This window comes from Stenotrophomonas sp. GQ19 (assembly GCF_059758695.1).
Genome location: NZ_JCAXES010000013.1, coordinates 69959 through 92623, shown reverse-complemented (window position 1 = coordinate 92623; position 22665 = coordinate 69959). Strand labels below are relative to the sequence as shown.

18 protein-coding genes and 10 tRNA genes are annotated in these 22665 nt (G+C 66.7%); 4 read left to right on the top strand and 24 right to left on the bottom strand.

The window, feature by feature from the left end; genetic code table 11:
• Nucleotides 1–10 precede the first annotated feature (10 nt).
• Nucleotides 11–778, top strand: coding sequence for a hydroxyacylglutathione hydrolase (gene gloB, locus AC6CHL_RS19600; protein WP_448133111.1), 768 nt, complete (start codon nt 11–13; stop codon nt 776–778).
• A complete protein-coding gene (locus tag AC6CHL_RS19595) occupies nt 775–2004 on the top strand; it encodes a lytic transglycosylase domain-containing protein (protein WP_448133110.1) in 1230 nt (409 codons plus the stop codon). Before gloB ends, AC6CHL_RS19595 begins: the two co-directional genes overlap by 4 nt.
• Nucleotides 2005–2407: 403 nt before the next feature.
• On the opposite strand, the gene AC6CHL_RS19590 is transcribed toward AC6CHL_RS19595, so the two are convergent.
• The 18 genes from AC6CHL_RS19590 to AC6CHL_RS19505 all read right to left on the bottom strand — a co-directional run bounded on the left by AC6CHL_RS19590 (nt 2408) and on the right by AC6CHL_RS19505 (nt 15189).
• Nucleotides 2408–4381 carry a peptidyl-prolyl cis-trans isomerase gene (locus AC6CHL_RS19590; protein WP_038690140.1) on the bottom strand — a complete coding sequence of 658 codons (1974 nt, stop codon included), beginning with the start codon at nt 4379–4381 and terminating at the stop codon, nt 2408–2410.
• Nucleotides 4382–5034: 653 nt separating this feature from the next.
• Nucleotides 5035–5111 (bottom strand) — tRNA-Asp (locus AC6CHL_RS19585).
• Between the two features lie 90 nt (nt 5112–5201).
• Nucleotides 5202–5278, bottom strand: a tRNA-Asp gene (locus tag AC6CHL_RS19580).
• A gap of 112 nt (nt 5279–5390) precedes the next feature.
• Nucleotides 5391–5467: transfer RNA gene (locus AC6CHL_RS19575), tRNA-Asp, on the bottom strand.
• 27 nt (nt 5468–5494) lie between these two features.
• Nucleotides 5495–5569 (bottom strand) — tRNA-Val (locus AC6CHL_RS19570).
• Between the two features lie 11 nt (nt 5570–5580).
• Nucleotides 5581–5853, bottom strand: a complete 273-nt coding sequence (hbs, locus tag AC6CHL_RS19565; protein WP_038690141.1) for a non-specific DNA-binding protein Hbs — start codon at nt 5851–5853, stop codon at nt 5581–5583.
• Nucleotides 5854–6058: 205 nt separating this feature from the next.
• Nucleotides 6059–8524 (bottom strand): endopeptidase La, encoded by a 2466-nt coding sequence (lon, locus tag AC6CHL_RS19560; protein WP_038690143.1) that lies wholly within the window; start codon nt 8522–8524, stop codon nt 6059–6061.
• Between the two features lie 142 nt (nt 8525–8666).
• A complete protein-coding gene (gene clpX, locus AC6CHL_RS19555) occupies nt 8667–9956 on the bottom strand; it encodes an ATP-dependent Clp protease ATP-binding subunit ClpX (RefSeq protein WP_038690151.1) in 1290 nt (429 codons plus the stop codon).
• Nucleotides 9957–10081: 125 nt separating this feature from the next.
• On the bottom strand, nt 10082–10708 hold the full coding sequence (clpP, locus tag AC6CHL_RS19550; RefSeq protein WP_038690153.1) for an ATP-dependent Clp endopeptidase proteolytic subunit ClpP: 627 nt from the start codon (nt 10706–10708) through the stop codon (nt 10082–10084).
• A gap of 66 nt (nt 10709–10774) precedes the next feature.
• Complete coding sequence (gene tig, locus AC6CHL_RS19545) at nt 10775–12070, bottom strand: trigger factor (RefSeq protein WP_038690156.1); 1296 nt, start codon at nt 12068–12070, stop codon at nt 10775–10777.
• A gap of 237 nt (nt 12071–12307) precedes the next feature.
• Nucleotides 12308–12392 (bottom strand) — tRNA-Leu (locus tag AC6CHL_RS19540).
• A gap of 87 nt (nt 12393–12479) precedes the next feature.
• Nucleotides 12480–13829: a chloride channel protein gene (locus tag AC6CHL_RS19535; RefSeq protein WP_498295868.1), complete on the bottom strand. Its 1350-nt coding sequence runs from the start codon at nt 13827–13829 to the stop codon at nt 12480–12482.
• Between the two features lie 64 nt (nt 13830–13893).
• On the bottom strand, nt 13894–14157 hold the full coding sequence (locus tag AC6CHL_RS19530; RefSeq protein ID WP_498295866.1) for a hypothetical protein: 264 nt from the start codon (nt 14155–14157) through the stop codon (nt 13894–13896).
• A 267-nt stretch (nt 14158–14424) separates the two neighbouring features.
• Nucleotides 14425–14500 (bottom strand) — tRNA-Lys (locus AC6CHL_RS19525).
• Nucleotides 14501–14724: 224 nt separating this feature from the next.
• Nucleotides 14725–14800, bottom strand: a tRNA-Lys gene (locus AC6CHL_RS19520).
• Nucleotides 14801–14881: 81 nt separating this feature from the next.
• Nucleotides 14882–14958: transfer RNA gene (locus AC6CHL_RS19515), tRNA-His, on the bottom strand.
• Between the two features lie 35 nt (nt 14959–14993).
• Nucleotides 14994–15070, bottom strand: a tRNA-Arg gene (locus AC6CHL_RS19510).
• 42 nt (nt 15071–15112) lie between these two features.
• Nucleotides 15113–15189: transfer RNA gene (locus AC6CHL_RS19505), tRNA-Pro, on the bottom strand.
• Between the two features lie 175 nt (nt 15190–15364).
• On the opposite strand from AC6CHL_RS19505, the gene AC6CHL_RS19500 reads away from it, so the two are divergent.
• Nucleotides 15365–16123 carry a Bax inhibitor-1/YccA family protein gene (locus tag AC6CHL_RS19500; protein WP_498295864.1) on the top strand — a complete coding sequence of 253 codons (759 nt, stop codon included), beginning with the start codon at nt 15365–15367 and terminating at the stop codon, nt 16121–16123.
• Between the two features lie 45 nt (nt 16124–16168).
• Here the strand turns inward: AC6CHL_RS19500 and AC6CHL_RS19495 are convergent, their stop codons facing one another.
• The 6 genes from AC6CHL_RS19495 to grxC all read right to left on the bottom strand — a co-directional run bounded on the left by AC6CHL_RS19495 (nt 16169) and on the right by grxC (nt 20826).
• On the bottom strand, nt 16169–16930 hold the full coding sequence (locus tag AC6CHL_RS19495; protein ID WP_448133106.1) for a sulfite exporter TauE/SafE family protein: 762 nt from the start codon (nt 16928–16930) through the stop codon (nt 16169–16171).
• Between the two features lie 26 nt (nt 16931–16956).
• Nucleotides 16957–17865 carry a LysR family transcriptional regulator gene (locus AC6CHL_RS19490; RefSeq protein ID WP_498295862.1) on the bottom strand — a complete coding sequence of 303 codons (909 nt, stop codon included), beginning with the start codon at nt 17863–17865 and terminating at the stop codon, nt 16957–16959.
• Nucleotides 17866–17921: 56 nt separating this feature from the next.
• Entirely contained in the window at nt 17922–18665 is a 744-nt protein-coding gene (locus AC6CHL_RS19485; RefSeq protein WP_498295860.1) for a cysteine hydrolase family protein, read from the bottom strand.
• A 176-nt stretch (nt 18666–18841) separates the two neighbouring features.
• Complete coding sequence (locus AC6CHL_RS19480; protein WP_038690170.1) at nt 18842–19849, bottom strand: isocitrate dehydrogenase; 1008 nt, start codon at nt 19847–19849, stop codon at nt 18842–18844.
• 288 nt (nt 19850–20137) lie between these two features.
• Nucleotides 20138–20530, bottom strand: a complete 393-nt coding sequence (locus tag AC6CHL_RS19475; RefSeq protein WP_038690172.1) for a carboxymuconolactone decarboxylase family protein — start codon at nt 20528–20530, stop codon at nt 20138–20140.
• Nucleotides 20527–20826 (bottom strand): glutaredoxin 3, encoded by a 300-nt coding sequence (grxC, locus tag AC6CHL_RS19470; protein WP_038690174.1) that lies wholly within the window; start codon nt 20824–20826, stop codon nt 20527–20529. The genes AC6CHL_RS19475 and grxC overlap by 4 nt, the downstream gene beginning before the upstream one ends.
• 154 nt (nt 20827–20980) lie before the next feature.
• Between grxC and AC6CHL_RS19465 the strand changes: the two genes are divergently transcribed.
• Nucleotides 20981–22621, top strand: coding sequence for a M48 family metalloprotease (locus tag AC6CHL_RS19465; protein ID WP_498295858.1), 1641 nt, complete (start codon nt 20981–20983; stop codon nt 22619–22621).
• The last annotated feature ends 44 nt before the right edge of the window (nt 22622–22665 follow it).

The window sequence follows — 22665 nt, the reverse complement described above, 5'->3', positions numbered from 1 at the left end:
GTCCAATTCTATGCGACTCACTGCCCTACCCGCATTTGCGGACAACTACATCTGGGCGCTCGTCGCCGACGACGGCCAGGCGGTCGTGGTCGACCCCGGCGACGCCGCCCCCGTCCTGGCTGCCGCAACGCAGCAGGGATGGACCCCCACCGCGATTCTGCTCACCCACCACCACAACGACCACATCGGCGGCGTGGCGGCCCTGCAGGCCCGGTATCCGGGGCTTGCGGTGTATGCACCCGACGATCCGCGCATCCCGATGGCTACCCACCGGGTGGCTGAAGGTGAATGCATTCAGGCAGCGGGCCAAAGGTTCCACGTAGTATCCGTGCCCGGCCACACCCGGTTCCACATCGCGTTTCACACCGCTGAACATCTTTTCAGTGGCGATGCGTTGTTCAGCCTGGGCTGTGGCCGCATGTTCGAAGGTACGCCGTCCCAGCTGCTGGCATCCCTGCAGAAGCTGGCGTCCCTGCCCCCGCACCTGCTGTTGTGCTGCGGGCACGAATACACCGTGTCAAATGCCGTCTTCGCGCGGCATGTCGACCCCACCAACGCTGCGTTGCTGCAGCGCCATGAGGAGGCCCTGGCCATGCGCCGCGATGACCGTCCTACGCTGCCCGTGTCACTGGCCAGCGAGCTCCACTGCAATCCGTTCCTGCGTACCGGAACGCCGTCGATCCAGCAGGCCGTCAGTGCCCACCTGGGTCGCCCCGTCACCGATGAAGTCGATGTCGTCGCAGGCTTGCGCGGCTGGAAAGACGGATTCGGTACATGAGCCGGCGATTGTTGCCGCTCGCGCTCGGCCTGGCGCTGTCCCTGGCCGGTGGCGCGAGCGCCCAGTCGTTGAGTGCGGGAATGTCGCAGAACGTGGCCGGGCTCTCCCAGCTGCCCCTGGACCCCGCCGCCCTGCCGCCGGTATCGGTGCGCAACGGGCAGGAAATCTTCGCCAGCTTCCGCGATGGCCTGGCCGAACCCACCTGCAACGCCGAGGCCACCAGCCCGCGGTGGCAGAAGCAGTTCGCGCATGCCCCGTCACGGCTGGCCAATACCGATGACGATGCCCTGGTGCTGTTTGGCTACGTGGTCGAAGAACTGCGCCGGTCCAACCTGCCCACCGAGTTCGCGCTGATTCCGTTCGTGGAAAGCGGCTACCGGCCCAATGCCCGCAATGGCAGTGGCCCGGCCGGGCTGTGGCAGTTCATCGCCACCACCGCCAAGAACCACCGCGTACAGATGACCCCGGGCTACGACGGCCGCCTGTCTGCGGTGGATTCCACCCAGGCCGCGGTGCGTTACCTCAAGACCCTGCACGGCATGTTCGGCGGCGACTGGCGCCTGGCCACCATGGCCTACAACGCCGGCGAGTACCGGGTGCTGCAATCGCTGCGCAAGGCCGGCATGAACGCGCAGAACGCGCGCCCGGCCGAATTGCCGGGGCTGTCGCCGATCACCTATGCCTACGTCGAGAAGCTGCACGCGCTGGCCTGTGTGCTGGAAAACGCCGAAACCAAGCCAGGCGTGATGGCCTCGCTGGACCGCACGGTGCCGGTGCTGAAGGGCCACACCCTGCCCGCGGGCACCAGCGTCCAGCAGTGGGCCGCACAGCGCTCGCTGGACCCGGCGCGGATTGCCCGGCTCAACCCGGCACTGGCGAGCGGCAAGGGCCGCCCCAGCGGCCAGGTGACGGTGCTGGCACCGGCCACGCACGCGCCGGTCGACGCCAGCGCAGCCGTGATGGCCGCCGTGGCCGCCGTGGAGTCCCCGGACCGCACCGAGGCCGCGCCGGCCGCCAAGGCCACTGCGCCGACCGCGCGCGCGGCCCGGACCGTGGCCAGCAGTGCCGACCGGCCGCGCAACCGCCGCCACACCGTGCGCGACGGCGAGTCGCCGTGGACCATCGCGCGCCGCTACGGCATGCCGCTCAAGGCGCTGTTGTCGCTGAACGGGCTTACCGGCAGCAGCGTGCTGAAGCCGGGGGCGGTGTTGCGCGTGGAAGATTGATACGACGCGCCGGCCCGGCCGGCCTGATCGGTTCGATGCGGTACCTACGATGCCCGGCCTTGCCGGGCATCGTCGTTTCCGGCGCCCGGCATGGTGCGGGTCTGCCGCGGACGGCAGCGCCGGTTCGGGTCATGCCGACATCGCGCTGATCGGCTGGGTCTGCAGCCGGCTGGGGCGCGACCCTACCGGGATAGCGAGCGTGCGAGCCATCAGGTGCGGCCGACAGGTTGCGCCGCGATGGATCCAGCCTCGGACGCCGTGCGCCCCGGCCGACCACCAACCTCGGCCCAAGGCGCGGCGGCGGCGCATGACCGCCGCCGGCGACGCATTGGCCATCGGGCCTGCCCATAACGCAGAAGGCCCGGCAATGCCGGGCCTTCTGCTGCCACTGCAACCGGATCGGTTACAGGTTCGCCTCTTCGGTCTGCACCTTGTAATGCTTGCGCATCGCGTCGATGTAGGCCTTGGCGGCGGCCATGCCATCGATCTGGTTGAGCTGATCGGTGAAGGCCTTCTTCTGCTCCGGCTGGATCTCGGCCAGGTTGGCCGGATTGACCTTGTTCACCGCAAAGACCAGGTAACGGCCCTGCATGGCGACCTTGCCGTAGCTCGGCTTGCCGTCGGCCGGCAGTGCCGCGGTGAACACGGCGCGGTTGATTTCCGGGGTCGGCACCGGCTGGGTACGCGGCAGGCCCGGCAGCGGGGTCACCTGCAGCTTGTCGCTGACGGTGAGGGCCTGCAGGGTCTGGCCGGCCTTGAGCTTGGCCAGCACCGCATCGGCGGCCTTCTCCGACGCCACACGGACACGCTCGCCACGGATGGCGGCAATCACCTGTTCACGCGCCTTGGCCAGCGGCATCGCCTGCTCGGGGCTGTGATCGGTGACGCGGATCATCACGGTGTGGTTCGGCTCCAGCTCGATCGGATCGCTGACGGTGCCGTCCTGGGTGAGCACGTCGGAGAACGCGGCGCGCAGCACAGCCGGGTTGGCCGCGATGCCACTGGCGGTGGTGCGGGTGAACGGCCCCAGGGTCTGGACCGGCAGGCCCATGTCCTTGGCTGGGCCTTCCAGCGAGGTCGGGTTCTTGTACACCAGGTCGACCAGGCGGCCGCTCAGGTCGGTGAACGCACGCTCGTTGTCGGCCTTGAGTGCCTCGGCGGCGAGCTGGTCGCGCACCGCTTCGAACGGACGGCCTTCGCCGCCCTTCTTTTCGCGCAGCAGCAGCACGTGGTAACCGAAGTCGGTCTTGACCGGCCCGGTCACTTCGCCGGCCTGCATGTTGAACAGCGCGTCCTCGAACGGCTTCACCATCGCGCCACGCTCGACCCAGCCCAGATCGCCACCGTGTTCCTTGGAACCGGGGTCTTCGGAGTTGGCCTTGGCCAGTGCGGCGAAATCGGCACCGGGCTTGCGCGCGTCGGCGGCAATGCGGGTGGCCTTCTCTTCGGCGGCCTTGAGCTTGGCCGGGTCGCTGCCATCGGCGGCGATCAGGATGTGCGAAGCCAGACGCTGTTCCGGGGTGGCAAACCGCGCCTTCTCGTCTTCATAGCGCTTGCGCAGGGCAGCTTCGTCGGCCGGGGCGGCCGCCGGCAGGTTCGCACCGTTGATTTCGACGTATTCGAGCGACACGGTTTCCGGCTGGCGGAAATCCTTGGTGTGGCTGTCGTACCACTGCTTGATCTGCGCGTCGGTGACCTCGGCGGTGTCGGCGGGCAGTTCCGGCAGCGCGGCCAGTTCGACGTCGCGGGTTTCGCCCAGCAGCTTGAGCAGGCGCTCGGCTTCGGCGGCAGTGGCAAAACCGGACACCTGCAGCGCTGACGGAATCACCGACTGCTGGATGCTTTCGCGCACCAGGGCCTCGAACTGGGTCGGGGTACGCGGCGGATTGCCACCGGCCAGCGCGAGGCGATACTGGTTGTCGTTGAACTTGCCGTCCGCGCCGATGAAGGCCGGGATCGCGGCGATGTATTCGCGCACGGCGTTGTCGCCGATGACGATGCCGGACTGTTCACCGGCCAGGCGCACGACCTGTTCGTCGATCATCTGGTCCAGGACGGCGAGCTTGTTTTCGGTGCTTTCAAACTCGCGCGGGTCGAAGTTCTCGCCCTGCTCCTGGCGCGCCTGCTGGCGGGCCTGTTCGAAACGCACGCGGAAATCCTGCGAGCTGATCTCGTGGTGCTGCCACAGGAACGACATCGGCCACCACGACGGCGCCGAGCGCCACCAGGTCGGCGGTGCCGCCACCTTGGCCACGTTCTGCGCACCCACGCCACCGAGGTAGCTGGAGTCGATCACGAACAGGAACGGAATCATCAGCAGCCCCAGGATCACGGTAACGATCCAGCCCGAGGTCTTGTCGCGAAGTTTCTGCAGCATGGGAAAAATCATGGCCTGAGTGGCGAGCCGGGCAGTGTAACCCGCTTCCGGCGTGGCTCCAAAACCATCGCGGGCAGGCGCGGCGCCGCCATCGCAACGGCTGCGGGCCGCCGGATGTCGCCATCACACCGATCCCGGCAGGGGCCGCTGGCCGCGACGCGGTTGACGCCGCCGCGGCACACAGAACTGTTTCTTCTGCCAGCGGCTGTTGGTGGATCGGGCACTGGGCCCCATGCCCTTTCCGGCGAATGTCCCCCGGCGTCGGCCTGCGGCCGCCCCCTCCTCCTTTATTTCGCCTCCAAGGGCATGGGGCCCAGCACCCGACCCACCAACGGGAGCCAGAGATGCCTCGCTCCGGGGCTGTCCGCATGCCGAGCCCCGTAGCGGCCGGTAGGCCCCTGGGCAAAATAAAGGAGGAGGCCGCCAGGCCGGGGGACATTTGCGCCAGGGGCCTACCGGCCGCTGCGGGGCCCTCACGTTCGCAGTAGTCCCTAACGGAGCCGCGACCCGATCCACACCGTCGCCTGGACAACCCGGTCGCGCGTGCACGGATGTACGCCATCTGCTCCGGACGTTGCAACACGACGTTCCCGTCCGCGGGGAGAAAAACCAAAAAAAAAGCCCCTGGTTTGCACCAGGGGCTCTTCAAAGATTGGCGGAGCGGACGGGACTCGAACCCGCGACCTCCGGCGTGACAGGCCAGCATTCTAACCAGCTGAACTACCGCTCCGCGCTTGAAACTTTGCAGGCGCTCATTCTATCCGAAGATATTCAGAAAACCTACCCCGAAGACTGCTTTTTTCGAGGATTTTTTTAAAACTGGCGGAGCGGACGGGACTTGAACCCGCGACCTCCGGCGTGACAGGCCAGCATTCTAACCAGCTGAACTACCGCTCCGCATTTAACTTTTTCAGCCGACCAACGGTCTGCTTTACCAGCTGACCAACGGTCAGCTCTACCATCGGCGGAGAAAACAAGGCCCCCGATTGCTCAGGGGCCTTCTTGAAACTGGCGGAGCGGACGGGACTTGAACCCGCGACCTCCGGCGTGACAGGCCAGCATTCTAACCAGCTGAACTACCGCTCCAAATCTCAAACGTTTACTGCGGTGCTGTGGTGGGTGCTGAGGGTTTCGAACCCCCGACCCTCTCCGTGTAAAGGAGACGCTCTACCGCTGAGCTAAGCACCCCAGCAAGCCGCTTAGTTTACGGCATCCTTCAGGGCTTTGCCAGCCTTGAACGACGGATTGTTCGATGCAGCGATCTTGATGGTGTCGCCGGTCTTCGGGTTGCGGCCGGTGCGGGCAGCACGCGCGCGAACCTGGAACGTACCGAAGCCCACCAGCGTCACAGCGTCACCGCCCTTCAGGGCCTTGGTGATGGAAGCGATGACGGCATCGACGGCGCGGTTGGACTCGGCCTTGGTCAGGTCGGCGGCCTCGGCAACGGCGTCGATCAATTCGGTCTTGTTCATTCTGTACAGCTCCTTTGGCGGGGATTCCGCATGTTCGACAGTGAAGCATCCGACCCAGACTGCGGCCGGATGCCAGTGAAGTTCTCGATTCGCCGACGTCAGTGCGTACTGACTCGCGAGTGGTGCTTTTATACCAGTGGACCCCTACCCGCGCAAGCTGAAAAGCCAATAACGACGCGGGTTTCGGGCATTTCGACAGCACACGTCAATGCTTGACGCGCGTGTTGGAAGCTGTCTTGCTCTTGCCGCGCACTGTGACGCGCGCCCCATCCTTCTTGGCCTTCTTCGGGGTGAGCGGCGTCTCCAGGGCCAGGTCCAACACTTCTTCGATCCACTTCACCGGGATGATCTTCAGATCACGGGTAACGTTGGCCGGGATGTCCGCCAGGTCCTTGCGGTTCTCCTCGGGGATGATCACCGTGGTGATGCCGCCACGCAGCGCGGCCAGCAGCTTCTCCTTCAGCCCGCCGATCGCCGTGACGCGGCCACGCAGGGTGATCTCGCCGGTCATCGCCACTTCGGCCCGGATCGGCACCTTGGTCAGCGTGGACACCAGCGAGGTCACCATCGCGATGCCGGCACTAGGGCCGTCCTTGGGGGTGCTGCCATCGGGCACGTGCACGTGCACGTCGTGCTTCTGCAGGAACTCGTTGTCGATGCCCAGCCGCTCGGCGCGCGAACGCACCACCGACAGGGCGGCCGAGGCCGATTCCTTCATCACGTTGCCCAGCTGGCCGGTCAGGATCAGCTGGCCCTTGCCCGGGACCAGAGTCGATTCGATCTGCAGCAGGTCGCCGCCCACTTCGGTCCAGGCCAGGCCGGTGACCAGGCCGATCTCGTTCTGTTCCTCGGCGCGACCGAAATCGACCCGGCGCACGCCCAGGTACTTGTCCAGGTTCTTGCCGGTGACCACCACCAGTGCCTTTTTCTTCGCACCGGCCTTCTTGCTGGCCTTGGCCGGCTTGGGCAGCCCGGCCGGGCCGGCCAGCGCGATTTCCTTGACCACCTTGCGGCAGATCTTGGCCACTTCGCGCTCGAGGTTGCGCACGCCCGATTCGCGCGTGTAGTAGCGCACGATGTCCTGGATGGCGTCGGCCTCGATCTCCAGTTCCTCCGGCTTCAGGCCGTTGGCCTTGAGCTGCTTGGGCACCAGGTAGCGCATGGCGATGTTGAGCTTTTCATCCTCGGTGTAGCCGGGGATGCGGATCACTTCCATGCGGTCCAGCAGCGGGCCGGGAATGTTGAGCGAGTTGGAGGTCGCCACGAACATCACTTCGGACAGGTCCAGGTCCACTTCCAGGTAGTGGTCGTTGAACGCGTTGTTCTGCTCGGGATCCAGCACTTCCAGCAGCGCCGACGACGGATCGCCACGGAAGTCCATCGACATCTTGTCGATTTCGTCCAGCACGAACAGCGCGTTCTTGCTGCCCACCTTGTTGAGGTTCTGCACGATGCGGCCCGGCATGGAACCGACATAGGTGCGACGGTGGCCGCGGATTTCGGCCTCGTCGCGCACGCCGCCCAGGCTCATGCGCACGAACTTGCGGTTGGTCGCCTTGGCGATGGACTGGCCGAGCGAGGTCTTGCCCACGCCGGGCGGGCCGACCAGGCACAGGATCGGGCCCTTCATCTGCTTCACGCGCGACTGCACCGCCAGGTATTCCAGGATGCGGTCCTTGACCTTGTCCAGGCCGAAGTGATCGGCATCCAGCGTGTCCTGCGCGGCCTTGAGGTCCTTGCGCACCTTGGTGCGCTTCTTCCACGGCACGCCCAGCAGCCAGTCCAGGTAGTTGCGCACGACCGCCGCTTCAGCGGACATCGGCGACATCTGCTTGAGCTTGTTGAGCTCGGCCTTGGCCTTGGTTTCCACCGGCTTGGGCATGCCCGCCTCGGCGATCTTGCGGGCCAGTTCGTCCAGCTCGCCGGGCGCATCGTCGAGGTCACCCAGTTCTTTCTGGATGGCCTTCATCTGCTCGTTGAGGTAGTACTCGCGCTGGCTCTTTTCCATCTGCGACTTCACGCGGCCGCGGATGCGCTTTTCCATCTGCTGCACGTCGATTTCGCCGTCGACCAGGCCCACCAGCATTTCCAGCCGGTCGCCGATCTGCAGGGTTTCCAGCAGGCGCTGCTTGTCGGCCAGGCGCACGCTGATGTGCGCGGCGATGGTGTCGGCCAGGCGCGCGGGTTCATCGATGCCGGCAAGGGTCTGCAGCAGTTCCGGCGGCAGCTTGCGGTTGGTCTTGACGTACTGCTCGAACAGCGACATCAGCGAGCGGGCGATCGCTTCGATCTCGCGCGGCTCGCGCGACTCGTCCGATTCGATTTCGGTGGCGATGCCCTGCAGCGCGCCGTCACGCTCGGTCACCTGGGTGACGTTGACCCGCGACAGGCCCTCGACCAGCACCTTGATGGTGCCGTCGGGCAGCTTCAGCAGCTGCAGCACCTGGGCCAGCGTGCCCACCTGGTACAGGTCGGCGGCGGTGGGATCGTCGGTCTCGGCCGACTTCTGCGCCAGCAACAGGATGCGCTTGTCCGCCGCCATCGCCTGTTCCAGCGCGTGCATGGACTTGTCGCGGCCGACAAACAGCGGAATGACCATGTGCGGGAACACCACCACGTCACGCAGCGGCAGTACCGGCAGGTCGAGAGTCTCAGTTGGGGAACGGGCCATGTGGGCTCCAGTGGAACAGTGGGGATGGCCTCCGGGCGCCTCGCCCGGATACAAAAAAAGCCGATGGCCTCGTTATGGGGCCATCGGCTTCTAGATGCAAGCTGTTCTGAAAAACTTCTATCAATTCAATTGCTTGAACCGATTATTCAGCGCCAGCCGCCTTCTGTTCAGGCGCCGGTGGCGTCTGGTAGATCAGGTACGGCTCGGACTTGTGCTCGATCACCGATTCATCCACCACGACCTTGCTGACGTTCTCGGCCGACGGCAGGTCGTACATGGTGTCCAGCAGGACCGATTCGACGATGGTACGCAGGCCACGGGCACCGGTCTTGCGCTTGAGCGCCTTGCGGGCGATCGCGGCCAGGGCGTCGGGGCGGAACTCCAGCTCGACGTGTTCCATCTCGAACAGCTTCTTGAACTGCTTGGTGATGGCGTTCTTCGGCTCGGTGAGGATGCGCACCAGGGCGGCCTCGTCCAGCTCTTCCAGGGTCGCAACCACCGGCAGGCGGCCGACGAATTCCGGGATCAGGCCGAACTTGATCAGGTCTTCCGGCTCGACTTCGGCCAGCACCTTGCCGATTTCCTGCTTGCGCTCGGCGCTCTTGACCTTGGCACCAAAGCCGATGCCGCCCGAATCGTTGGAACGCGCCTGGATCACCTTGTCCAGCCCGGCAAACGCACCGCCGCAGATGAACAGGATGTTCTTGGTGTCCACCTGCAGGAATTCCTGCTGGGGATGCTTGCGCCCGCCCTGCGGCGGCACGCTGGCCACGGTGCCTTCGATCAGCTTCAGCAGGGCCTGCTGGACGCCTTCGCCGGACACGTCACGGGTGATCGACGGGTTCTCGCTCTTGCGCGAGATCTTGTCGATTTCATCGATGTAGACGATGCCCTGCTGTGCCTTCTCGACGTCGTAGTCGCACTTCTGCAGCAGCTTCTGGATGATGTTCTCCACGTCCTCGCCCACGTAACCGGCTTCGGTCAGCGTGGTGGCGTCGGCCATGGTGAACGGCACGTTGAGCAGGCGGGCCAGGGTTTCGGCCAGCAGCGTCTTGCCCGAACCGGTCGGGCCGACCAGCAGGATGTTCGACTTGGCCAGTTCGACCTCGTCGTTCTTCTGCCGGCTCTCGATGCGCTTGTAGTGGTTGTACACAGCCACGGCCAGCGTGCGCTTGGCCCGGTTCTGGCCAATCACGTACTGGTCGAGGACCTCGAGGATCTCGCGCGGCTTGGGCAGCGAACTGCGCGCCGACTGCGCCTTTTCCTCAAGTTCTTCACGGATGATGTCGTTGCACAGCTCCACGCACTCATCGCAGATGAACACGCTCGGGCCCGCAATCAGCTTGCGCACCTCATGCTGGCTCTTTCCGCAGAAAGAGCAGTAGAGGATCTTGCCGGTGTCCGTGGAACGACCTTGGCGGTCTTCGCTCATGCTTCGCTTACCCAGTTACCCCACCCGCTGAACGGGGGTTCGATTCGAGAATAACACAGGGTCGGGGGGACACCAGTCCGCCCGACCCTGCGGAAACAAGCCGGTTTGCCGGCCTGGATGCGTCATCACGCCGGGGTGATCGACTCTTCCGGACGGCGTTCAAGCACCTGATCGACCAGACCGTAAGCCACCGCATCGGCGGCGCTCTTGAAGTTGTCGCGCTCGGTATCGCGCGCGATGGTCTCCAGCGACTGGCCGGTGTGCTTGGCCAGCACCTCGTTCAGGCGCGAGCGCAGGGTCAGGATTTCACGGGCATGGATGTCGATATCCGTGGCCTGGCCCTGGAAGCCGCCCAGCGGCTGGTGGATCATCACCCGCGAGTTCGGCAGCGCATACCGCTTGCCGGCCGCGCCGGATGCCAGCAGCAGCGCCCCCATCGAGGCGGCCTGGCCGACGCAGATGGTGCTCACGTCCGGCTTGATGTACTGCATGGTGTCGTAGATCGCCATGCCGGCGGTGACTACGCCACCGGGCGAGTTGATGTAGATGCTGATGTCCTTTTCCGGGTTGTCCGCTTCCAGGAACAGCAGCTGCGCCACCACCACGTTGGCCATGTGATCGTCGATCGGGCCAACCAGGAAGATCAGACGCTCTTTCAACAGGCGCGAATAGATGTCATAGGCGCGCTCGCCGCGGCTGGTCTGTTCGACCACCATCGGAACCATGTTCAGGGCTGTGGTTCGGTTGTCCATTAGTGAGGCACCTATTTTGGGGGGAACAACCCCGCGCCGGGGCGCGGGGCGTAAAACGCGGGCCGCTTACTGGCGGATCGCGTCCTGGAACGACAGCTGTTCTTCGGTGTGCTGGGCGCGCTCGGCGATCCAGTCGATCACCTGCTCTTCCATCACGCGATTCTGCAGCCCACTCATCAGCTGGGGGTCATTGCGGTACATCTCAATGACCTGCTCCGGCTCTTCGTAGGTCGACGCGATCAGGCGCATGGTTTCATTCAGGCGCTTGGGATCCAGGCGCAGGTCGTTCTTGCGGGCCACTTCGCCCACCAGCAGGCCGACCAGCACGCGCTTGGCGGCGGCGTCCTTGAAGCCTTCATGGGCATCGGCCGGGATTTCGCCCGGGTTGCGGCCGCTGCGGCGGATCTGCTCGATCTGCTGGCCCAGCATGGCACGGGCTTCGTTCTCGACCAGGCGCGGCGGCATTTCCACCGACGCATAGGCGGCGATCAGCTGCTCGCCCACTTCACGGCGCAGGCGGTTCATCAGGGCGCCCTTCAGCTCGCGCTCCAGGTTGGCGCGGATGTCCTTGCGGAACTGCTCCTCGTCACCGCCCTTCACGCCGAAGCTCTTGATGAAGTCTTCGTCCACGTCCGGCAGCACCGGGGCGGAGACGTCCACGGCCTTGACCGTGACCTTGACCTGCTTGCCGGCCAGGGCCGGCACGCGCCAGTCAGCCGGGAATTCGACGTCCAGGGTCTTTTCTTCACCCTTGGTCATGCCGACCAGGCCCTGCTCGATCTGCTCGAACATCATGCCCTGGCCCACGATGACGCTGCCCTTTTCGCTGCCTTCGGCCGGCAGGCGCTCATCGCCGGCCTGGGAGAAGGTTTCCAGCGCGACCAGGTCGCCTTCCTGCGCGCCACGGGTGACCGGGCTCCAGCTGCGGCGCTGTTCGCGCAGGTTGGTGATCATCTGGTCGATGTCGGCATCGCTGATGTCGGCGGTGTGGCGCACCACGGTCAGCTTGCTGACGTCCACGTCGCCGAAGTCCGGAATCAGCTCGACGGTGGCCACGAAGGAGAATTCGCCTTCCTCGCCCTTGTCGATGCGCGGGGTGCCGGCGATGCGCAGCTCGTGCTCACGCAGGGCGGCATCGAAGGTCTCGCGCAGCAGGCCGTCGACGGCTTCGCTGCGGACCTGCTGGCCGAAACGCTGTTCGATCACCTTGGCCGGGATCTTGCCCGGGCGGAAGCCCTTGATCCGCGCGGTGCGGGCGATTTCGCCCAGACGGCCACTGATGTGGGTCTGCAGGCGGTCTTCCGGCAGCGAGAAGGTCAGGCGGCGTTCCAGATTGCCAGTGGATTCGATCGAAGCTTGCATGTTGACTCCTGCCACCGGCGGCAACGCCCCCGGCACGATGTGATGGATGGAACGGGTTTAGAACGCGGGGTCGTTGACGCGCATGCCCGCCGCAGCCCTGTAGTTTCGCCGATAACGGCCAGCGCCGCCAGCGCGGGCCGGGCGCGGCCGTGAAGGCGCACCAGGGCAGCATGCCGCCGTCTCCCGGGATCCGGGACGTGCCCATCGTCATGGTGCCGGCCAGCGCCGGGAATGGGATGGTGCGAAAGGGGGGACTCGAACCCCCACGCCTTGCGGCACTGGAACCTAAATCCAGGGCGTCTACCAATTCCGCCACTTTCGCGAGCAGATGCTCAGCCCACCATTGTTGCAGGGCCGGAGCCAAAGAAAAAGCGCTGCCAGCGTCACCGGCAGGCAGAGCGCCACCCATTCAGGCCTCTGGCCGGCCCGGCGATGCGGACGGCGCGGGCACGGGCGCGGCGGGCATGGCTTCCAGCAACCGCTGCGCCAGCGCGCGGTAGATGGGCTGGCGGCAGACCAGCGACGACACCGCGCGGGCCAGCAGCACCGCCGCCAGGATCGGCAGCAGCATGTCGGTGTTGTCGGTCAGCTCCATGGAGATGACCGCCGAGGTCAGCGGCGCCTGGGTGACGCCGGTGAGGTAGGCACACATGCCCAGCAGCACCACCGCCGACGGGTCCACCCCGGGCAGCAGCGCGGCCAGGTTGTGGCCGATGCCGGCGCCGACGGCCAGCGCGGGCGAGAACAGCCCGCCCGGGATGCCGGCGATGTAGGACACCAGGTTGGCGGCAAGCTTCATCAGGCCGAATTCGTGTCCGACCAGCGCCTGCCCCTGCACCAGGCCGCGGGCCTGCTCGTACCCGGTGCCGAACGCGCCCGCGCCGAACACCAGCCCCAGCAGGGCCAGCAGCAGCCCGCACGCGGCGGCGAACAGCACCGGCCGCGCCGACCGCGCCCGCCCCAGCCAGCGCGGGTGGCCGTCCATCGCGGCCAGTACCACGCGGCTGAAGAGGCCTCCGGCCAGGCCACCGACCACCCCGCACAACAGCACTGCCAGCCAGCCCATGCCGAGCGGCAGCGCCACATCGACCCGGCCGAAATAGGTGTAATTGCCCAGCAGGCCCAGCGAAACCACGCCGCCGACGATCACTGCGGTCAGCAGCGCCCCCGAGAAGCGATGCTCCAGACGCCCGGACAGCTCCTCGATGGCGAACACCACGCCGGCCAACGGGGTGTTGAACGCCGCCGCGATACCCGCCGCACCACCGGCCAGCAGGAAATGGCCGGCATGGCGCGGGTCGCGGAAACCCAGCGCACGCCCGATCACGTACATCAGGCTGGCCCCGACGTGCACGGTGGGACCTTCGCGGCCAACCGACGCCCCGCCCAGCAACGCCAGCACGGTGAGCCCCAGCTTGCCGGCGGACACCGGCAGCGACAGGTTGCGCTGACGGAACGCGGCATCGGGCTTGTCCAACGCGGCGATCACCTGCGGAATGCCGCTGCCGCGGGTGGGCCTGAGCGCACCGTGGGTGAGCCAGGCCAACAGGGCGAACACGGCCGGGGTGAGCAGCAGCGGCCACCACGGCGAGGCGTCGTAGATGCGCCGGAACAGCGCGAATGCCGCATCGCTGGCCTTGGCGAACAGGATCGCGGCCAGCGCCACGGCCACGGCCCCGCCCCACAGCGCCAAACGTTCGAACCACTGCTGCCGCGAGCCGAGCCAGCGCGTGCGCGACGAAGGTGACGGGGTATCCATGCCGATAGTGTTCCACCGCGCCGATCCACGCGATGTGCAGTGACTGGCGGCAGCGGCGGCCGAATCAGTCGATTGGCACGGCCTGGGCGGGCTGGAAGTCACCGTCGGCCAGGTCGGTACGCAGCACGGTCTGCGCGTAAGGATGGGCGGGCACGTCTGCGAGCGGGATGGCAGGCACGAACGTGCCCGGCGCCATGTCATGGCGAACCACCGTGGTGGCGTACTGCGCCTGCACCGACGGCGGCGCGGCCTGCGGCGGCGCGTCGGCCGCCAGCGCGGTACCGGCAAAGGCGGCCAGCATGAGTCCGGCAAAGGTGGGAAGAGTCATCGTTGCTGCCCTCGAACAGGCGCCATTGGCGCGGTACGTCGAGTGAAGCGCGGTTGCCAGGCACAGACCGTGCGCGGCGTTGCAGGTTGGGAAAACGCCTTGACGTGTTCGGCGCGGCGGGCGGCGGGAAGTCATGGCAACTCCGTGCGCGATGGAGATCCTGGCGCGTTGGACCGTTGCCGAGCGTGGCTCGGCACTACCGGGTTGCGTCGCACGCGAACGCCGGGCAAGAAAAAAGCCACCTGGATGACCAGGTGGCTTTCGTCTTGGTGGGCTGTCAAGGATTCGAACCTTGGACCTATTGATTAAGAGTCAACTGCTCTACCAACTGAGCTAACAGCCCGAAAATCGGGAGGCGAATTATGCTGGATTTCCCGCCGGGGATGCAAGCACTTTTTCTAAACGGGCGAGAAACACCGCTCCGCGGTAGAGCCGGGCTCTGCCCGGCTGGCAGAGCTTCGATCCCGCTCGGCTCTACGTGGTTGCCGAGCGTGGCTCGGCACTACCAACGCCCACAGAACCGCAGGCAAGAAAAAAGCCACCTGGATAACCAGGTGGCTTCTGTCTTGGTGGGCTGTCAAGGATTCGAACCTTGGACCTATTGATTAAGAGTCAACTGCTCTACCAACTGAGCTAACAGCCCTGAAAACTCAGACGCACATTGTAACGCGTGTGTCGTCTTTTGCAACCCTGATTCACTTTCGGCGAACCAGTTTCAAATCAGTGGGGTGGCTGAGGGGACTCGAACCCCCGACCTCCGGAATCACAATCCGGAACTCTAACCAACTGAGCTACAGCCACCACTGAAACCTTTGCTTCCTGACGCATGCACCCGATGGTGCGCCCGACAGGAATCGAACCTGTAACCGCCGGCTTAGAAGGCCGGTGCTCTATCCAGTTGAGCTACGGGCGCCCTGGCTGGATTATCGCATTTCAATCCTGTTTTGAGCAGGCTTGGTCGGGGTAGAGGGATTCGAACCCCCGACATCCTGCTCCCAAAGCAGGCGCGCTACCAGACTGCGCTATACCCCGGCGGTTTGATCCCTCGAGGTTCCCCCCGAAAGAGTCGGCTATTGTGGGAATGTGCGCGGCATCTGTCAACGCTTTTTTCACGTTGTCGTGCATGCCCCGATCCGGCAACAGCGTATCGGCTATTCTCGGCACAGCGGCCGGATGGTCGGCACCCTACCCTTCAAGGAGATTGGCAATGCGCAGCGGCAACCCCGCACTTTCCGAATCGACGTTCCTCGACCTGGCCAGCGGCTCGGTGGTGACCTCGCCCGATCAGGTGATGACCATCAATGGCACCGTCAACAAGACCGGCGTGCTGTTGCTGCTGACTGTGCTGACCGCGGCGTACGCGTGGAGCCAGGCCATCGACGCCTCCGGCCTGCCCACCTCCAGCGCCATGCTGTACGCGATGGGCGGTGCGATCGGCGGCCTGGTGCTGGCGCTGGTGACGGTGTTCAAAAAGGAATGGTCGCCGGTGACCGCGCCGATGTACGCGCTGGTGGAAGGCCTGTTCCTGGGGTCCATCTCGGCCCTGTTCAACGCCAAGTTCCCGGGCATCGTGATGCAGGCGGTGATGCTCACCTTCGGCACGCTGCTTGTGATGCTGGCCGCTTACCGCAGCGGGCTGATCAAGGTCACCGAGAACTTCAAGCTCGGCGTGGTCGCCGCGACCGGCGGCATCGCGCTGCTGTACCTGGCCTCGTTCGTGCTGGGCTTCTTCAACATCAACATCCCGATGATCCATGAAGGCGGCTGGGTCGGTATCGCCTTCAGCCTGTTCGTGGTGGTGGTGGCCGCGCTGAACCTGGTGCTGGATTTCGACTTCATCGAAACCGGTGCCGAAGCACGCGCACCGAAGTACATGGAGTGGTACGGCGCGTTCGGCCTGATGGTGACGCTGGTGTGGCTGTACGTGGAATTCCTGCGCCTCCTGTCGAAGATCCAGCAACGCTGAATCACCGCCAGGGAAACACCCAAGGGCGCCTTCGGGCGCCCTTTTTCATGCGCCGGCGTGGCGGGCCAGCAGCGTGGGCACTGCCGAGGCCAGCAGCGCCACGCCCGAGGCGGTCAGCAGGCCCAGCACGATCTGGCGGAAGCGCGCTTCGCTGATGCCGATGTAGAGACGGGCACCGAGCAGCGTCGGCACCAGCATGGCCGGCGCGACGATGGCGAAGTACGGCAGCATCTGGCGGGTAACCACGCCACTGCCCAGGTACACGCCCATGGTGACCAGCAGCATGGACAGGTTGAAGTTCTGGATGACCGCACGCTGCTCGTCTTTGCCGAAGCCGCGCAGCGTGGCCCAGAGCGTTGGCACCGGCCCGGCGAAGCCACCGATGCCGCTGAGCACACCACCGGCCATGCCGGCCACCGTGTCGCCCAGGCGCCCGCCGACGGTGATGGGCGGCAGGGAACGCGCCATCAGCATGACCGGGCACCACAGCGCAAGAAACCCACCCAGCAGCGCCTTGAACCACGCCATGTCCAGGTGCGGCAACACCGCCACGCCCAGCGGAATGCCCGCCAATCCGCCCAGTACGAACGGCAGCAGCAACCGCAGGTTGAAGCCGCGGCGCACGGTGAACACCGCCAGCAACTGACCCACCAGCGCACCGAACACCGACAACGTGGCCGCCAGCCGCGGGTCCAGGGTCCACGCCCAGAACGACATCGCCACCATGCCGAACGCAAAGCCCGACAGGCCCTGCACGAACCCCGCCACGATCGCGCCCAGCGCGACCACCAGATACACCGAATCCATTCACGCGTCCCGTTGCTGGGCGACCGCTAGGCGGCCGCGCTGACCAGCCCAGCGTAATGCGCGGCCAGGTAGTCCACCAGCGCGCGCACCTTCGGTGCCAGCGAACGGGCGTGCGGGTACAGCGCGAAGTAGCGCCGCTCACCGGCATGCCATCCCGGCAGCACGCGGATCAGGCGACCGGCGCGCAGGTCGTCCTGCACGGTCAACGCGGTGAACAGGCTGATGCCCATGCCCGCCTGCACGGCGGCGTACAGGGCGGGCGTGGCATCCACGCGCAGGCGCTGGCCGGCGTCCACGCTGGCCCGTGCACCCCGCGGCCCGTGCAGGTGCCACGGGGTGCTGGCGGCGCCGGGCTGGAACGCCAGCAGCGTATGGGCGTGCAGGTCGGCCACCTGGCGCGGCAAACCATGCCGGGCCAGGTAGGCCGGTGCGGCCACCAGGATGCGCGGGCAGCAGGCCAGCTCGCGCGCCACCAGTTGGCTGTCGGGCAAGGTGGCGGCAATGCGCAGGGCCATGTCGAAACCGCCACCGACCACGTCGACCAGCTGGTCGTCGGCGCACAGGTCCAGCGACACCTGCGGATAGCGGGCCAGGAAACCGGGCAGCCAGTGCGCCAGCTCCTGGCTTGCAACGACCTGCGGCACGCTGATCCGCACCCGGCCGCTCGGCGCTGCCTGCACGGCGCGCGCGCGGTCGTCGGCCAGTTCCAGTCGCTCCAGCAGGGCCACGGCATCGCGGTAATAGTCGCGCCCGGCCTCGGTCAGCGACAGCCGCCGGGTGGTGCGATCGAGTAACCGGACCTGCAGGTGCTCTTCCAGCTGCCGCAGTTGCCGCGACATGGACGAGTGGGTGGTCCCCTGCCGCTCGGCGGCCGCACTGAAGCTGCCGGCCTCGACGATGGCGCGCAGCGCGCGCAGGGCGGCGAAGTGGTCCATCGACAGGCAGCTCCAGGTGGGTGGCAGGACCCGCGGTTGCGGGCCCCGCCAGCTTATCAAGCGCCGTTGCCGCCCTCGCGCACCGGCAGGGCCAGGATCGCGTCGGTGGCCATGACATCGCCGAACGCATCCTGGATCTGCGCCAGCGACGCCTCGTGCAGCGCGCGGTGGCCGATGCGCTTGCCGTCGGCCAGGTCCAGGTCGCGGCTGGCACTGGCGTCGGACGCCACGAGGACGCGATAGCCGCGCGGCGCGGCCGCCGCGTCGCGGGCGGCACCGACGACGCAGGCATGGGTCTGCAGCCCGGTGATGATCAACGTGTCGATGCCGGCGTCCTTGAGCACGTTGTCCAGCACCGCGGCCGAGCCACCGGCGAAGACGCTGACGCTGTCCTTCTCAATGACGGTTTCGCCACTGCGCGGCTGCATGTCGCGATGGAAGGCGACGTTGACGCTGCCCTGCGCGAACAGCGGCGCGCCCGCCGGCAGCACATGCTGCACGTGGATGACGCGGATGCCGTGGGCATCGGCGAAGTCGACCACGCGGCGGGTCTGGCGCAGTGCGGCCACGCCGTCGGGAATGACCATGCGGCCCCCGGCGAAGCCTGCCACGGCATGGGCATCGAAGTACTCGTTCTGGACATCGATCACCAGCACGGCGGTTCTGGCGGCGTCCAGCGCGGCGATCGCCGGGGCACCGGCCAGGTGGCGGATGGTGGGATGGGCCGGTTCGGCGGCTGCCACCGGGGCGGTGGCAGCCATGTCGGCCAGGCTGGCAAGGCCGAAGGCGGTGAGGTTCATCCTGGTGTTCCTGCGCGTGGAAAGTGGGCACAGGATGCTGCGCGGATCTCGCACCAACCAGCCCTCTGATCGCACAGAATCTGTGCCCAATTCGCACAGATAACGTCCCAGGCCCCCAACGCAACGGGGCGCCCGAAGGCGCCCCGTTGTGGACTCTGACGATGTCGACCGACCGCTTACAGGCGGCTGGCGATGGCCTGGGCGAAGCCCATGGTGTTGCCGGTGCCGCCGAGGTCGCCGGTCAGCGAATCCTTGGCTTCCAGGGTGGCGACGATGGCCTTGCGCAGGCGCTCGGCGTTGTCGGTCTGGCCGACGTGGTCCAGCATCTGCGCGGCCGCCAGCAGCAGCGCGCACGGATTGGCCTTGCCCTGGCCGGCGATGTCCGGCGCGGTGCCGTGCACGGCTTCGAAGATGGCCGCGTTCTCACCGATGTTGGCACCCGGGGCCAGGCCCAGGCCGCCCACCAGACCAGCGCACAGGTCGGAGATGATGTCGCCGAACAGGTTGGTGGTCACGATGATGTCGAACTGTTCCGGACGCATCACCAGCTGCATGCAGCAGTTGTCGACGATCATTTCCTGGAACTCGATGTCCGGGTACTTGGCCGCCACTTCGCGCGCCACGGCCAGGAACAGGCCCGAGGTCGACTTGATGATGTTGGCCTTGTGCACGGCGGTGACCTTCTTGCGGCCGGTGCTGCGGGCCAGCTCGAAGGCGTAGCGCACGATGCGCTCGGAGCCCTTGCGGGTGATGCGGGTACCGGAGAACGCGGTCTCGCCGTCGGCCGACACTTCCTGGCCTTCGGCCAGGTAGGCGCCTTCGGTGTTCTCACGCACGGTGATCAGGTCCACGCCGTCGCCGAAGCGCGACTTGGTGTTCGGGAACGACACGGCCGGACGCACGTTGGCGTACAGGTCGAAGTGACGGCGCAGGCTGACGTTGATCGAGGTGAAGCCGCCACCGACCGGGGTGGTCAGCGGGCTCTTCAGGGCGATCTTGTTGCGTGCGATCGATTCCAGCGTGGAGGCGGGCATCAGGTCGCCGTGCTTTTCCAGCGCGACCAGGCCGGCGTCGGCGTCTTCGTATTCAAAGCCGGTGTCCAGCTTGCCGAGCACGAACAGGGTAGCGTCCATGATCTCCGGGCCGATGCCGTCACCGCGGATGACCGTGATTTTCTGCGTCATTGATGTGTATTCCGAACCGAGGGGGAGCGCCGTCCGTCAGCTACGCGGAGCACGGGCGCAAGGGAAGTTTCATCGGCAATTATGCCTGACCCGCCCAACGGACCCAAATCCGCCATTGGTAGTGCCGGCCGCTGGCCGGCAACCAGACAGCCCCACACACCGGCAGCCAGCGCCCCACCGGTAGCCACCGACCGTTGGCCGGTGGGCACCCAATGCCGAACATGAACAGAAACCCGCCAGCGCGTCGCCGGCGTCATCAGGGAGGGCAGCGCGGCGGCCGCCCCGACCTCAATGTTCGTGAACAGCCGGCGCGGCGGCGCCGCCTTCGAGCTGGTCCAGGAAATCGACCGCGCGGCGCAGGTGCGGAATCACGATGGAGCCGCCGACCACCAGGCCCACCGAGAACGTCTCGAAGAACTCCTCGCGGGTCACCCCGGCGTCCTTGCACTGGGCCACGTGGTAGCTGATGCAGTCATCGCAGCGCAGCACCATCGAGGCGACCAGGCCCAGCAGCTCCTTGGTCTTCACATCCAGCGCGCCGGCCTGGTAGGTCTGGGTGTCCAGCGCGAAGAAGCGGCGGACCACCTGGTTGGGCTCGCCCAGGATGCGCTGGTTCATGCGCTGGCGGAATTCGGTGAACTCGGCGATGCGGTCCTTGCTGCCGTCGTCGGCCGCGCTCACGCCTGGCCCTCGCCGGCCAGCAGCGGTTCCAGCTTGCCGGCCCGGTGCAGCGCCATCATGTCGTCATAGCCGCCCACGTGGACGTCGCCGACGAAGATCTGCGGCACGCTGGTGCGGCGGGTCTTGGCCATCATCTTGTCGCGCTCGACCGGGTCCAGGTCGATCCGCACTTCGGTCCAGTCGCGCCCCTTGCTCTTCAGGAAGTTCTTGGCGGCCACGCAGTAGGGGCAGACGGCGGTGGAATAGATGGTGATGGCGGGGGCCCCACCCGGGTTGGACGCAACATCTTGGCTCACGGGAAACTCCACGGACAAACGAGTGTCTGTATATGGTAGCTGGCCGCTGGTTTTTCCATGTCATGACCGCAACACTGTGGATTAACCGCAGATTGGCATGGGGCCTGTCACGCTGCCGCCCTGGTTCCCCGCCCTGCCCGTCCTGGAGCTTCACTTGCGCCCTCTGCTGCTCTCCGCCGCGCTCACCCTCGCCCTGGCCACGCCGTTGGCCTCGGCCCAGGACTCCAAGTTGCCGGACATCGGGTCGTCGGCCGGGGAACTGCTGACCCCGGCGCGCCAGGCCGAGTACGGCGGGATGATGCTGCGCGAGCTGCGCAACTACGGCTTCCTGCTGGACGACCCGCTGGTGGACGACTGGCTGCAGAACATCGGCACCCGGCTGGGCTCCAACAGTGCCCAGCCGCGCCAGTCCTACACGTTCTTCATGCTCAAGGACCGGCAGATCAACGCCTTCGCCACGCTGGGCGGCTATGTGGGGGTGAACGCGGGCCTGGTGCTGACCGCCGAACGCGAGGATGAGGTGGCCGCGGTGCTGTCCCACGAGATCGCCCATGTCACCCAGCAACACGTGCTGCGCGGGGTGGAGCGCGCCCAGCGCGACCAGATCCCGATCCTGCTGGGCATGCTGGCGGCGGTGGTCGCCGCGCAGCAGGCCGGCGGCAGCTCCTCCGGCGATGCGACCATGGCCGCGATCACCTCGGGCATGGGCCTGATGCAGCAGCGCCAGATCAACTACACCCGCAGCAACGAATCCGAAGCCGACCGCCTGGGCATCCGCACGCTGGCCCGCAGCGGCTACGACGTGGATGCGATGGCCGGCTTCTTCGAACGCATGTCCGCCTCGATGCGCGGCAACGCCGGCGGCTACTCGGTCCCCGACTTCCTGCAGACCCACCCGGTCAACACCACCCGCATCAGCGAGGCCAAGTCCCGCGCCGAGCAGATGAAGAAGGACACCGTGCTGCTGACCACCGAGGTTCCCGGTGGGGTCCACCAGGAACGGGTGAACCCCGCCGACCCGGCCCTGTCCGACCCGATCGTGCGACGCGGCAACCCGCTGCTGCCGGCCTCGATGCAGCTGTCGGTGAATGCCCTCAGCCGGGGCGCCAGCGGCCAGTTCGAATGGGCGCGCGAACGCCTGCGGGTGCTCAGCGCCGATACGCCGGGCGACGTGGTGCGCGAGTACGAAAACCTGCAGCGCGCGCAGAAGGACGGCTTGAGCCCGGCGCAGCGCTACGGCCTGGCCCTGGCACGGCTGCGCAACAGCGGGGCCGCGCAGGCCCGTGCCGACCTTGTCGCGCTGCTGGGCGACCATCCCGACAACCTGTGGGTCGCGGTGGCGCTGGGCCAGGCCGAGTCGCGCGCCGGCCAGGCCGCCCAGGCCAACGCCCGCTTCGAGACGCTGCTGCGCCAGCACCCCGGCAGCCGCCCGGTGGCCCTGACCTACGCCGAAATCCTCAACGAGCAGGGCGGCCGCGAGGCCGGCCAGCGCGCGCAGGCGATGCTGCGCCCGCTGCTGTCGCAAAGCGGCAATGATCCGGTGTTCCAGCTGCGTTATGCCCGGGCCAGCGAACTGGCCGGCGACACCGTACGGGCCAGCGAGGCGTACGCCGAGGCGGCCTACCTGAACGGCCGGCCGGAGCAGGCGCTGATCCAGCTGCAGGCCCTGAAGAAGCAGCCCGGGCTGGACTATGTGGGCCGCGCGCGGGTGGATGCGCGCATTGAGACCATCACCCCGACCGTGCTCGAAATGCGCCGCCAGGGCATCAGCGACCCGGAGCTGGAACGGCGTTGAGCCGGCGACCGCGCTGCCGGCAGATGACCAGCGCATGGCAATCG